The following is a 12,784-nucleotide window of genomic DNA, read 5'->3' as shown; positions in this document are numbered from 1 at the left end:
AAGCGAGGCCAGTTAGCTCAGTTGGCGTGCAGGGCGCTGTTCAGCTCGATGCCGGTGCCCTTGCGGGGGCGGGCCTCCAGCGCGCCGGAGACCGAGTTGCGCCAGAACAGGAGATTGTTCACACCGGACAGCGCGATGGCCTTCACCACACGGCCGTCGGGCAGCGAGATCTTCGACGACGCGGTGATGTAGACGCCCGCCTCGACCACGCAGTCGTCACCGAGCGAGATGCCCACCCCGGCGTTCGCCCCGAGCAGGCTGCGCTCGCCGATCCGGACCTTCTCCTTGCCGCCGCCGGAGAGCGTCCCCATGATCGACGAACCGCCGCCGATGTCGGAGCCGTCGCCGACCACCACGCCCTGCACGATCCGGCCCTCGACCATCGAGGTGCCCAGCGTGCCGGCGTTGAAGTTGACGAATCCCTCCTGCATGATCGTCGTCCCGGGCGCCAGGTGGGCGCCGAGCCGGACCCGGTCCGCGTCGGCGATCCGGACACCGGACGGCGACACGTAGTCGGTCAGGCGGGGGAACTTGTCGATGCCGTGCACGGACAGGTGCCGGCCCGCGGCGCGCTCCAGGAAGCGCAGCTCGTCGACCCGGTCCGGCGGGCACGGGCCGGCCGAGGTCCAGGCGACGTTGGTCAGCTGACCGAAGATGCCGTCCAGGTTCAGCTCGTTCGGCCGGACCAGGCGGTGCGAGAGCAGGTGCAGCCGGAGGAACGCCTCGGCGGTGCCGTCGATCGGCTCCGCCAGCGACTTGATCGAGGTGCGGACCTCGACCGTCGAGAGGCCGGGAAGCAGCTTCGGGCCGGTCAGGCCGGCCGGGAGGACCGGGAGGTCGGCCGGCTCGTCGCCAAGACCCAGGAAACCGGCCGGGTACCAGGTGTCCAGCACCTGCCCCTCGGTGGTGACGGTGGCGAGGCCGACGCCCCACGCGGGCGAGGTCGAGATCGCGGTATGCACGGCCTGAACCCTACTAGCCCGACGGTGCGCGGATCGCGTGCGTCCGATGCTCGGGACAGCCTTGTAGGGTGCGGGCATGGCCAACCCGCTTACCCCGGACGTGCTGGTCGACCCGGTCGAACTGACCCGAGCACTGGTCGACATCGAGTCCGTGTCCCGCGACGAGAAGGTGATCGCCGACTGTGTGGAGGACGTGCTCCGCAGCGTCGGTCACCTGAGCGTCGGGCGAGTGGGCAACACCGTGATGGGCCGTACCGATCTGGGTCGCGGGCAGCGGGTGATCATGGCCGGCCACTTGGACACCGTGCCGATCAACAACAACTGGCCGTCCACTGTCGTCGACGACCTGATCTACGGCTGCGGCACCTCGGACATGAAATCCGGGGTGGCCATCGCGCTCCACCTGGCGGCCACCCTGCCCGACCCGGCGTACGACGTGACCTACCTGTTCTACGAGGCCGAGGAGATCGAGTCCGAGCACAACGGGCTCAACCTGGTCGCGGCCGCGCACCCGGAATGGCTGCGCGCGGACTTCGCGGTGCTGCTCGAGCCGACGTACGGGAAGATCGAAGCCGGCTGCCAGGGGACCGTGCGGGTGTCGGTGCGCACCCACGGGCGCCGTGCGCACACCGCCCGGGCCTGGCGCGGGGTGAACGCCATCCACGCGGCCGGCGAGGTGCTGCGCCGGCTCGCCGACTACCAGGCGCGGACCGTGACGATCGACGGGTGCACGTACCGGGAGGGGCTGAGCGCCGTACGGATCTCCGGTGGTGTGGCCGGCAACGTGGTCCCGGACGAGTGCTCGGTCGAGGTCAACCTCCGGTTCGCCCCGGACCGTTCCGAGCAGCAGGCCTTCGAGCACCTGCAGGAGGTGTTCGCCGGGTTCGACCTGGAGGTCACCGACTCGGCGCCCGGCGCGCTGCCCGGCCTGGACGCCCCGGCGGCCCGGGAGTTCCTGATCGCGGTCGGCGCCGAGCCGGCCGCCAAGCTCGGCTGGACCGACGTGGCCCGGTTCGCGGCGCTGGGCATCCCGGCGCTCAACTACGGCCCGGGCGACCCGTCGCTGGCGCACGCCCAGGACGAGCACGTGGAGATCGGCCAGATCCGCGACGGAGCGGCCACCCTGCACCGCTGGCTGGCCGGCTGACCCCGGCTTGGTGTCGGCCCGGCTTGTTTCTTGTGCCGGGCTTGTTGTCGGCCTGGCCTGTTTTTGTGCCGGGCTTGTCGTCGGTCCGGCTTGTTGTCGGTCCGGCCTGCTCAGACCCGGGGCAGTGCCACCCGGCCGATCGCTCGTTGGGGCACCACGATCGGCAGGTCCGGGGGCGGGATCTCGATGGTCGCCTCGGGGTCGCTGGCCGGCTCGGGGTGTTGTGCCGCGAACGCGAGGCGACGCTCCTCGACCACCATCTGGATCCGTCGCTGCATGCGACGGTGCATCTTCAGCCGCTCGTATCGGTTGGTCACGGTGGCCGCCCTTTCACCGGGACACCCGGGAACCGGGCGCCGTGCCTGCCGTGTGGACGCGGTTCGGTAACTGTATAGACGTACCAGAGCTACCGTCCGTTGCTTCAATCTGGCAAAAAGGTCTCCGAGTCGCAATCCTCTTACCGAAACGCAGCCGGTTATTCACCGGGTACTGACCGTCCGCACTACCTTGGACGCATGACCGAGAGCACCAACGGGCGACCGCCGGCCGCGCCGCAGCGTCATCGCGGTGCAGTTACGCTACGTCGTGACGCTCTGCCGAAAGGCACAGCTGACGAGAAACTTCTGGATTCAGAGCATCGCGGAGAGTGGAAGACCAAGGACGCCTGGCGCGCCCTGCGGATACTCTCCGAGTTCGTCGAGGGCTTCGACACCCTGGCTGATCTGCCACCGGCGGTCAGCGTTTTCGGGTCAGCCCGGAGCAAACCGGACAGCGCCGAGTGCGAACTCGCCCGGAATCTGGGCGCCGCGCTCGCCGAAGCCGGGTACGCGGTGATCACCGGCGGCGGACCCGGCGTGATGGAGGCCGCGAACCAGGGCGCCACCGAGGCCGGCGGGATGTCCGTCGGGCTCGGCATCGAGCTCCCGTTCGAGCAGGGCCTCAACGACTGGGTCGACATCGGCATCGACTTCCGGTATTTCTTCGTCCGCAAGACCATGTTCCTCAAGTACGCGCAGGCGTTCGTGGTGCTCCCCGGCGGCTTCGGCACCCTCGACGAGCTGTTCGAGGCGATCACCCTGGTCCAGACGAAGAAGGTGACCCGCTTCCCGGTGATCCTGATGGGCGTCGACTACTGGGGCGGCCTGCTCGACTGGATCAAGGGCCGGATGCTCGACGACGGCAAGATCAGCCCGGCCGACCTGGACCTGATGCAGGTCACCGACGACGTCGCCGAGGCCGTCCGGATCATCAAGGACGCCGGCACCGCCCAGGAGTCCGCCTGATGGCCGTGATCAACGTCTTCTGCGCCACCGCTAGCACGAAGGAGTCCGCCTGATGGCCGCCATCTGCGTCTTCTGCGCCTCCTCGGACACCGTCGAGCAGCGCTGGCTGGACCTGGCCGCCGAGACCGGCCGGGCGCTCGGCGCCCGCGGGCACAGCCTGGTCTCCGGCGGCGGCTGCGTCGGCATGATGGGCACGGTCGCCGACGGGGCCCGGGCCGGCGGCGCGCACACCCTCGGGATCATCCCGCAGTGCCTGATCGACATGGAGGTGGCCGACACCGCCTCGGACGAGCTGATCGTCACCGACGACATGGGCGAGCGGAAGAACGTGATGATCGACCGATCGGACGCGTTCCTCACCCTGCCCGGCGGCCTCGGCACCCTCGACGAGCTGTTCGAGGTGTGGACCACGGCCACGCTCGGCGTGCACCGCAAACCGATCGTGCTGCTCGACCCGGACGGCTTCTACGACGGCCTGCTCAGCTGGCTCAACGGGCTGGTAGCCACGAAGTTCGTCCGCGCCGGGGCGATGGAGACCGTGCTGGTGGCCCGCTCGGTGCCGGACGCACTGGACACGATCGAGGCCGCGCTAGCGTCCTGACCGAGGCGGCCCCGCCCGGCCAGGTCGCTGCCAGCTGCTGTCGGCCCGCCGGCTGCCGACCAGCTATCGGCCTGCCGGCCACTGTCGGCCTGCCAGCCTCCAGCCACTGTCGGCCCGGCGGCTTCTGACCGCTGTCGGCCCGGCGGCTGGCGGCTGTTGTGCTGGCCCTCGCAGGGGCGGTAGGAGCACGCGATCGATGACTGCGTGCCTCTGCCGCCCCGGGGTGGGCGGTGGGTGCCCGCGTTGCGGGATTGCGTCCTGCTAGCGCCCCTGAAGACAGCCGATCGCGTGTTCCTGCCGCCCCCTCGGCGCTGATCGCGTGTTCCTGCCGCCCTCGGCTGGTGTGGCCGGCCTGACTCGGGTGGGTTCAGGTGGACCTCGCCTCGGAATAACGTCGTACCGGCGTGCTCTGATAGATCCGTGAGCACGCCGGCCCCTCCCTCCCCGGTGCGCCGGCCCGACTACCGCCTGGTCCGGCGTCCCCGCCCGGCCGTGCCCGAGCTGCGCGACGATCCCGTGCAGGCCCGGGTGGCCGCGCACACCCGTGGCCCGCTGCTGGTCGTCGGCGGTCCCGGCACCGGCAAGACCACCGTGCTGGTCGAGGCGGTCGCCGCCCGGATCGCCGAGGGCGTCGACCCGGAGCGGATCCTGGTGCTCACGTTCGGCCGCCGTGGCGCGGCGTCGCTCCGCGACCGGATCGAGGCGAGGATCGCCGGGGACGCCGGGCGCATCGTCCACGAGCCGTTGGTCCGGACCTTCCATGCGTACGCGTTCGGCCTTCTCCGCCGGGCCGCCGCCGAGCGCGGAGAGCCCGCCCCGCGGCTGCTCACCGGCCCCGAGCAGGACTTGATCATCCGTGAGCTGCTCGCCGTGGTGGAGGATCCCGAGGCGGCCGACACGATCGGCTGGCCGGAAGGGCTCCGCCCGGCCCTGCCCACCCGGGCCTTCGCCCAGCAGCTGCGTGACCTGATGCAGCGTGCCGCCGAGCGCGGGATCGGCCCGGTCGGGCTGGCCCGGCTCGCCACCGACCTGGGCCGCGACGACTGGTCCGCCGCCGCCCGCTTCCTCCGGGAGTATGTCGAGGTCCTCGCCCTGCGCGACGCCACCACCCGCGGTTCGGTCGCCTATGACCCGGCCGAGCTGGTCCGGGCCGCCTCCGGGCTGCTCGCCGACGAGCCCGGCCTGCTGGCGGCCGAGCGCCACCGGCTGGCGTTCGTGTTCGTCGACGAGCTCGCCGAGACCGACCCGGCCCAGGTCGACCTGCTGGCCCAGGTGGCCGGCGGCGGCAAGCCACTGGTCGCGTTCGCCGACCCGGACTCCTCGATCTTCGGTTTCCGCGGCGCCGAGCCGGCCGTGGTCAGCGCGTTCCCGGCCCGGTTCCGCTCCCCGTCCGGCGCCCCGGCCGAGACCATCGCCCTGCACACCAACCACCGCGCCGCACCGTCCCTGCTCACCGCGACGTCCGGCGTGGCCCGCCGGATGCGCGGCCCGATCGCCCACCGCCCGATGTTCCCTCCGCCGTCAGCCGAGGCCCCACCTTCCCGCGAGCCGGCAGCCCTTCCACCCGACCGCGACCCGCCCGCTGCGCCGGTTTCCCCCGCGGGGCCTGATCCGTCCGTGGTGCCGGTTTCCTCCGCGAGGTCCGATCCGTCTGATCCGCCGGCTTCCTCCGCGGGGGATGCTTCGGTTCTGCCTGGCCGTGGTGTGGCCGGGTGGCCGTCGGGCGGTGGCGATCGGGTCGGGGCGCGCAGCTCGGCCGAGGCGGGCCGGGGGCTGGTCACCGGGGAGGAGATCTCGGCGAGCGGGCCGATGGCCGGGGCCGTCGTGCGGACGTTCCGCTCGTCGGCCGCGGAGACCGCCTTCATCGCGCACGCGCTGCGGGAGGCCCACCTGCTCTACGGCGTTCCCTGGTCCCGGATGGCCGTGGTGATGCGCTCCGCGACCCTGCAGCAGCCTTCGGTCCAGCGCGCTCTCGCCGCCTCCGGCGTGCCGACCGTGGTGCACGCCGAGGATCTGCCGCTGCACCTGCAGCCCGCGGTCGCCCCGTTCCTGCTGTTGCTGCGGTGCGCGCTGAGCCCGGAGTCGCTCGACGAGGAGGCCGCCGTCGCGCTGCTGCACTCGTCGCTGGGTGGCGCCGACCCGCTCGCCGAGCGGCGGCTGCGGCAGGGCCTGCGGGCGCTGGCGCTGGCCGCCGGCGATCGGCGTCCGTCCGGGGAGCTGCTCGTCGACGCGGTCCGGGACCCGGCCGGCCTGGCCCTGGTGGAGCGCCGCTGGGCACGCCCGGCGCAGACCATCGCCCGCCTGCTCACGGTCGCCAGGGCGGCGGCCGCCGAGCCGGGCGCCTCGGCCGAGGACGTGCTCTGGACGCTCTGGCGGGCCAGCGGCCTGGCCGACCGGTGGTATGCGATGAGCACCGGCAACCTTCGGGTCACTGACGCGGCGCAGGCCGCCCGGGCCCGGCAGTGGCGCGCCGAGGCCGCCGACCGTGACCTGGACGCCATGGTCGTGCTCTTCGACGCGGCCGCCCGGTTCGTCGACCGGCTGCCCGGCGCCGGGGTCGGCGTGTTCCTCGACCACGTGCTGGGCCAGGACCTGCCGGCCGACACGATCGCACCCAGCGCCGACCGTGGCGAGGCGGTCCGGCTGCTCACCGCGCACGCCGCGAAGGGCCTGGAGTGGGACGTCGTGGTGCTGGCCGGGGTGCAGGAGGGCATCTGGCCCGACCTGCGCCTGCGCGGCAGCCTGCTGGGGTCGGAACGCCTGGTCGACGCGGTGGCCGGCCGTCCCGCGTCCGGGTCGGAGGCGATCGTCGCCGAGACCTCCGCGCTGCTCGACGAGGAGCGCCGGCTCTTCTACGTGGCCACCACCCGCGCCCGCCGCCGCCTGGTGGCGACCGCGGTGGCCTCGGCCAGCACCGGCGGCGCGGCGATCGAGGAGCAGCCCAGCCGCTTCCTCACCGAGCTGGCCGCGCGCGGCACCCGCCCGCCCGCACCCGGCCCCGACGGCGACGACCCGGGCCCGGACGCCCCACTCCCACCCGAGCCCACCGACCCGGACGACCCCGGCCCGCTCCCGGAGGACGAGCCCGAGCCCACCGACCCGGACGCTCCCGGCCCGCTCCCGGAAGACGAGCCCGCCGACCCGGAGGCCCCCGGCCCACCCCCGGGGAGCGGCACCGAGCCGGAAGACGAGCCGGGCGAGCCGGATGAGCCCGTCGAGCCGGATGAGCCGGGCGAGCCGGAGGACGAGTCCGGCGGCGAGATGGCGGGCGAGCCAGGGGACGCCGAGCTGACCGTCGGGCGGGCGCCTCGTGCCCTCACGCTCTCCGCGCTGGTAGCTGAACTCCGTACCGTCGTGGTCTCCGCGACCGAGACGCCCAGCCGGCGGCGCGCCGCGGCCGCGGAACTCGCCCGCCTCGCGTCGGCCGGCGTGGCGGGTGCGCATCCGGACGAGTGGTGGGGCCTGCGCCCGCTCTCCGACGACCGCCCGCTCGTCGACGACGGCGTCCCGGTCAAGGTCACCCCGTCGGCGATGGAGAGCGCGCTCCGCTGCAGCCTGCGCTGGCTGCTGGAACGCCACGGCGGCGCGGCACCGTCCGGTCCCGCGCAGGGCATCGGCAACCTGGTGCACGCGGCCGCGATGCTGGCCGAGGACGCGCACGCCGACCGGGAGAAACTCGTCGAGTACGTCTCGGCCCGGTTCGACACGATCGAGCTGGCCGCCCGCTGGATGGCCGGTCCGGAGCAGGAGCGCGCACAGGCCATGGTGGACAAACTGCTGCGCTGGCTGGCCGCGAACCCGCGCCGGCTGCTGGCGATCGAGCACGAGTTCACCGTCCGGCTGGAGGACGAGCACCGCCCGATCCAGCTCACCGGCCGGGTCGACCGGCTGGAGATCGACGAGGCCGGCCGGCTCGTGGTGATCGACCTGAAGACCGGCAAGTCGACAGCGCTCTCCGCCGACGTGGCCGAGAACCCGCAGCTGGCCGGCTATCAGGCCGCGGTCGACGCGGGCGCGTTCGGCGACTACGGCATGGACAGCGGCGGGGCGGCCCTGGTCCAGCTCGGCCCGGGCAAGGAGGCCCGCGAACAGATGCAGGTCCCGATCACCGAGGCGATCGATCCGCAGTGGGCGTACGCGATGGTCCGCCGCACCGCCGACACGATGGCCGCCGCGACGTTCTCCGCGGTGGCGAACAGCCGCTGCCGGGTCTGCCCGGTGCGGTCCAGCTGCCCGATCTCCGGCAAGGGCCGCCAGGTGGTGGAGCCCCCGCGATGAGGAACGCCCGAGTCGGCCCCCGTTACACGCCGCTGGAGCTGGCCCGCCTGCTCCACCTGCCGCCACCCACCGACGAGCAGGCCGCGATCATCGCGCACCCGGTGAAGCCGCTGCTGGTCGTCGCGGGCGCGGGCTCCGGCAAGACCGAGACGATGGCGTCCCGGGTGGTCTGGCTGGTCGCCAACGGGTACGCGCACCCCGGCGAGATCCTCGGCCTGACCTTCACCCGGAAGGCGGCCGGCGAGCTGGCCCACCGGGTCCGCGCCCGGCTCAGTCAGCTGGTCCGCAGCCTGGGTGGCCGGGACGAGGCGCTGGCCGGCGAGGCGACCATCTCCACCTACCACTCGTACGCGGCCCGGGTGGTCACCGAGCACGGCCTGCGCGGCGGTTTCGAGCCGTCCGCCCGGCTGCTCACCGAGGCGGCCCGCTGGCAGATCGTGGATTCGCTGGTCCGGGCGTACACCGGTGAGATGACCGGGCTGAACCGGGCGCCCGGCACGGTCACCGACGACGTGCTGGCGCTCTCCGCCGAGCTCGCCGAGCACCTGCTCACCCCGGACGACCTGGCCGCCTGGACCGGCCGGTTCTTCGCCGAGCTGCAGTCGTTCCCGGGCCGGATGTACAAAGACGTCAGCGAGTCCCTGCGCCGGCAGCAGAACCGGCTCACCCTGCTGCCCCTGGTCCGCCTCTACGAGCAGCGCAAACTCGGCATCGAGGCGATGGACTTCGGTGATCAGATGGCCCGCGCCGCGCTCGTCGCCCGGGACCATCCGGAGGTGGGCCGGGTCGAGCGGGGCCGGTTCCGGGTGGTGCTGCTGGATGAATATCAGGACACCAGCCACGCCCAGGTGGTCATGCTGAACAACCTGTTCGGCGGCGGGCACCCGGTGACCGCGGTGGGTGACCCGTGCCAGTCGATCTACGGCTGGCGGGGCGCGTCGGCCGGCACGCTGGAGCGGTTCCCGGACGAGTTCCCGGACGCCGAGGGGCATCCGGCCTGGGTGCGCAGCCTGACCCGGAGCTGGCGCAACCGCCCGGAGATCCTGAAGGTGGCGAACGTGGTGTCCGCGCCGCTGCGCGCGCAGGTGGGCGTGCTGAAGCCGGCGGAGCGGGTGGCCGAGTCGGTGGGCGGGCGCACGGTCAGTTGTGCGCTGCTGCCGTCGTACGCGGAAGAGGCGTCCTGGATCGCGGACTCGATGCTGACCGCCTGGCGTCTGGTGGCCGGCATGCCGAAGGCGTTGCCGGAGGAGATCCCGCTGGAGCGGCGGCCGACCAGCGCGGTCCTGGTCCGGGTGCGCAGCCAGATCCCGGTGATCGAGGAGGCGTTGCGGGCCCGCGGCCTGCCGGTCGAGGTGGTCGGGCTGGGCGGGCTGCTGGACACCCCGGAGGTCCGGGACGTGGTGTGCACGCTGCGGGTGCTGGCCGACCCGACCGACGGCGCCTCGCTGTTGCGCCTGCTCACCGGCGCGCGCTGGCGGATCGGCCCGCGTGACCTGGTGGCCCTGCACCGGCGGGCGCGCACGATCGCCGGCGCCCGCGCGCCGAAACCGGAGGATCCGGAGTCGGAGGCGCCGGCCGAGGTGACGGCCGACCGGCTGGACGACGCCACCCTGATCGAGGCGATGGCCGACCTGGGCGCCCCGGCGCAGTACGCCCCGGACGGGTACGCCCGGCTCGCCGCGTTCAGCCGGGAGCTCGGCGCTCTCCGGCAGCGCCTGGACCAGCCGCTGCCCGACCTGCTCGCGGACATCGAGCGGACCATCGGCCTGGACGTCGAGGTCGCGGTGCGTGGCTGGGCGGCCGGTGACGCCGGTCTGGCCCGCGCGCACCTGGACACGCTCGGCGAGGCCGCCACCCGGTTCGGCAGCGAGAACGAGTCCGGCACGATCGCCGGTTTCCTGGCGTTCCTGACCGCGGCCGAGGAGGAGGAGCGCGGCCTCGAACCGGGCCAGGTCGACGTGGTCGAGGGCGCCGTGCAGATCCTTACCGCGCACGCCGCGAAGGGCCTGGAGTGGGACGTGGTCTCGGCGGCCGGCCTGTGCCGGGGGGTCTGGCCGGGCCTGGTCCGCGGCTCCGACCACTATCTCGGCGGGATCGGCGTGCTGCCGTTCCCGCTGCGCGGCGACGCGTCCGGTCTGCCGGTGCTGGATCTCGAGGACGCCACCGACCAGAAGGACGTGGCCGGCGCGCTGTCCGATTTCGCCCGCGCCTGGCGGGAGCACGACGAGCGGGAGGAGCGCCGCCTCGCGTACGTCGCGGTGACCCGGCCCCGCCGCCTGCTGCTCTGCTCCGGCTACTGGTGGGGCGACGGCGTGAAGCGCCCGCGCGGCCCGTCGGTCTTCCTCGACGAGATCCGCGCGACCTGCGAGGCGGGCGCCGGCGTGGTGGCGGTCTGGACGCCGGAGCCGGCGCCGGGCGAGACCAACCCGAGCGAGGAGGTGGTGGCGACCGCCGAGTGGCCGTCCGATCCGCTGGGCCTGCGCCGTCCGGCGATGGCCGCGGCCGCCGACCTGATCCGCCGGATGGTCGCCGACCCGGACGCTTCCGCGGCCGAGGCGTTCGCCGATCTCGCCGCGGCGCATCCGGAGGTCGCGGCCCGCGCCGGCCTCGCGGCCGATCTCGTCGGCCTGGCCGGCCCGGGCTGGTCCGTAGGGGTCGCTGCCGACCCGGGAGACACCCCTGAGGACCAGCCGGGACCGCACGCCGGTGCGCTTGCGGCCGATGCCTCTTCCGACCGCCCTTTTCCGGTACGACCAGAGCCGTCGGAAACCGCACCCGCGGCGACCGGACCGGCCGACCCGGTGCACCCGGGGGCGGCTCCCGCGCTCGATCGGGCCAGCCTGCTCGCGGCGGCCTCGGCCGTGGACCGGGTGGCCGCCGAGGTCGACCCGGACATCGCCCGCTGGCGTCGCGAGGCCCGGCTGCTGCTCGCCGAGCGGGCCGAACGCGCCCACCGGGACGGCCCGATCGAGGTGGCGCTGCCCCCGCACCTCTCGGTCTCCCAGCTCGTGGTGCTGCGCCGTGACCCGCAGGCGCTGGCCCGCTCGCTGCGCCGGCCGCTGCCGCAGCGCCCGGCGCCGCACGCCCGCCGGGGCACCGCGTTCCACGTCTGGCTGGAGCAGCGGTTCGGCGCGGGCCGGCTGATCGACATCGACGAGTTGCCCGGCGCCGCCGACGAGCACGCGGCCGGCGACGAGGAGCTGCTCGCGTTGCAGGAGGCGTTCCTGACCGGGGAGTGGGCCGACCGCACCCCGCTCGACGTGGAGGTCCCGTTCGCGACGACTGTCGCCGGGGTGGTGGTGCGGGGCCGGATGGACGCGGTCTTCGCCGACCCGGACGGCCGGTTCGACGTGATCGACTGGAAGACCGGCCGCCGCCCGACCGGCGCCGAGGCCGAGGCCGCCGCGGTGCAGCTCTCCGCGTACCGGATCGCCTGGGCCACCCTGGCCGGTGTCCCGATCACCCGGGTCCGTGCCGGTTTCCACTATGTCCGTGAGCAGGTCACCGTCCGCCCGGCCGACCTGATGGACGTGTCCGCGCTGGCGGCGCTGATCACCGAGATCCCCGAGGAGTCGCTTTAGGTCACCGCGGCCAGCAGCCGGAGCAGGGCTGCGGCGTACGCCTCGTCGGCGGTGGGCGCCGTGAAGGTGAGCGTCTCGCCGAGCAGCTCCATGCGTACCCGGAAAGCAGCGGCCTCGTGGTCCAGCGACCGGAACGTGCCGCCGAGCAGCTCCCGCAACTGGTCCTCGCGGGGCAGCCAGACGGTCTCGTCGATCTCCACATCGTCGAGTGCCCACTCGGTCGTGCCGTTGAATCCGATGACCCGGCCCTCCGGCCGATCGTGGACCTGAACGGTCATGTTGCTGAGCACGAACACCTCGTCGTCGAGGTCCCGATCGGGTATCCCGAAGCGGTCTCCGAGCCGTGGTTTCCAGGTCACTCCAGCGGCTTTGAGCTGCCGCGCGACGTGTATGCCGAGCACTTCCGGGCCTCCGTCATCATGCTAGGCTGCGAGCGTTGTCAGTTTGGTTCCCAAGTACTCAGGAGCGCCTGTGGTGAACGTTGCCTCGGGCGCTTTTTGTCGTAACCCGGGTTTCTCCGGTCGGGCGATCAGTACGGCGACACGAGTCCCGCACAAAGCGGGTCTTACTACCTCGTCCCCGTCCACCATGGGCGGGGGCGATCGACCGTCGAGGAGACGATCATGGTTACCGGCGTTGTGAAGTGGTTCAACGCGGACAAGGGCTTCGGGTTCATCACCCCCGACGACGGCGGCGCCGACGTCTTCGCCCACTTCTCCGCTATCCAGATGTCGGGCTACCGCAGCCTGGAGGAGAACCAGCGGGTCGAGTTCGAGGTCACCCAGGGCCAGAAGGGCCCGCAGGCCGCGAACATTCGTTCCGTCTGATCCATGTCTGACCTTCGACTGCTCTCCGGCGGTCGGTGACAGCATGTGAATTCGGCGTCGTACCCGGCAGGGTGCGGCGCCGATGCCACTTCTCCGGCCGCCTTT

General features: G+C 73.1%; 9 protein-coding genes. 6 read left to right on the top strand and 3 right to left on the bottom strand.

Features of this window, described 5'->3' with window-relative positions; all coding sequences use genetic code 11:
* Positions 1 to 17: 17 nt before the first annotated feature.
* On the bottom strand, positions 18 to 962 hold the full coding sequence (gene dapD, locus ADL15_RS29790; RefSeq protein ID WP_198171072.1) for a 2,3,4,5-tetrahydropyridine-2,6-dicarboxylate N-succinyltransferase: 945 nt from the start codon (positions 960 to 962) through the stop codon (positions 18 to 20).
* A 76-nt stretch (positions 963 to 1,038) separates the two neighbouring features.
* Here dapD and dapE point away from each other — a divergent pair, with 76 nt between their 5' ends.
* Positions 1,039 to 2,109 carry a succinyl-diaminopimelate desuccinylase gene (gene dapE, locus ADL15_RS29785; RefSeq protein WP_067698114.1) on the top strand — a complete coding sequence of 357 codons (1,071 nt, stop codon included), beginning with the start codon at positions 1,039 to 1,041 and terminating at the stop codon, positions 2,107 to 2,109.
* Between the two features lie 110 nt (positions 2,110 to 2,219).
* Here dapE and ADL15_RS29780 read toward each other — a convergent pair whose 3' ends face one another.
* The gene (locus tag ADL15_RS29780; protein ID WP_067698112.1) at positions 2,220 to 2,426 is read right to left on the bottom strand and encodes a hypothetical protein; all 207 of its coding nucleotides are present in this window, start codon (positions 2,424 to 2,426) and stop codon (positions 2,220 to 2,222) included.
* A gap of 198 nt (positions 2,427 to 2,624) precedes the next feature.
* On the opposite strand from ADL15_RS29780, the gene ADL15_RS29775 reads away from it, so the two are divergent.
* From ADL15_RS29775 to ADL15_RS29760, 4 genes are all read left to right on the top strand, one after another.
* Entirely contained in the window at positions 2,625 to 3,392 is a 768-nt protein-coding gene (locus tag ADL15_RS29775) for an LOG family protein (RefSeq protein WP_067698110.1), read from the top strand.
* Positions 3,393 to 3,444: 52 nt separating this feature from the next.
* Positions 3,445 to 3,993, top strand: coding sequence for an LOG family protein (locus tag ADL15_RS29770; RefSeq protein ID WP_067698108.1), 549 nt, complete (start codon positions 3,445 to 3,447; stop codon positions 3,991 to 3,993).
* A 420-nt stretch (positions 3,994 to 4,413) separates the two neighbouring features.
* Positions 4,414 to 8,271, top strand: coding sequence for an ATP-dependent helicase (locus tag ADL15_RS29765; RefSeq protein WP_067698106.1), 3,858 nt, complete (start codon positions 4,414 to 4,416; stop codon positions 8,269 to 8,271).
* Entirely contained in the window at positions 8,268 to 11,852 is a 3,585-nt protein-coding gene (locus tag ADL15_RS29760) for a UvrD-helicase domain-containing protein (RefSeq protein ID WP_067698104.1), read from the top strand. Before ADL15_RS29765 ends, ADL15_RS29760 begins: the two co-directional genes overlap by 4 nt.
* Here the strand turns inward: ADL15_RS29760 and ADL15_RS29755 are convergent.
* A complete protein-coding gene (locus ADL15_RS29755) occupies positions 11,849 to 12,253 on the bottom strand; it encodes a pilus assembly protein CpaE (protein ID WP_067698102.1) in 405 nt (134 codons plus the stop codon). The genes ADL15_RS29760 and ADL15_RS29755 overlap by 4 nt on opposite strands.
* A gap of 222 nt (positions 12,254 to 12,475) precedes the next feature.
* On the opposite strand from ADL15_RS29755, the gene cspE reads away from it, so the two are divergent.
* Positions 12,476 to 12,679, top strand: a complete 204-nt coding sequence (gene cspE, locus ADL15_RS29750) for a transcription antiterminator/RNA stability regulator CspE (RefSeq protein ID WP_014447450.1) — start codon at positions 12,476 to 12,478, stop codon at positions 12,677 to 12,679.
* Positions 12,680 to 12,784 lie beyond the last annotated feature (105 nt).

The organism is Actinoplanes awajinensis subsp. mycoplanecinus (assembly GCF_001509495.1).
Lineage (GTDB): Bacteria > Actinomycetota > Actinomycetes > Mycobacteriales > Micromonosporaceae > Actinoplanes > Actinoplanes palleronii.
Note: the sequence above shows the minus strand (reverse complement) of the source record. Positions and strands in the feature narration are given on the sequence as shown.

Coding starts and splice junctions, on each gene's coding strand:
- dapE (WP_067698114.1), top strand. CDS start 1,039: ATGGCCAACCCGCTTACCCCGGACGTGCTGGTCGACCCGGTCGAACTG.
- ADL15_RS29770 (WP_067698108.1), top strand. CDS start 3,445: ATGGCCGCCATCTGCGTCTTCTGCGCCTCCTCGGACACCGTCGAGCAG.
- ADL15_RS29775 (WP_067698110.1), top strand. CDS start 2,625: ATGACCGAGAGCACCAACGGGCGACCGCCGGCCGCGCCGCAGCGTCAT.
- ADL15_RS29760 (WP_067698104.1), top strand. CDS start 8,268: ATGAGGAACGCCCGAGTCGGCCCCCGTTACACGCCGCTGGAGCTGGCC.
- cspE (WP_014447450.1), top strand. CDS start 12,476: ATGGTTACCGGCGTTGTGAAGTGGTTCAACGCGGACAAGGGCTTCGGG.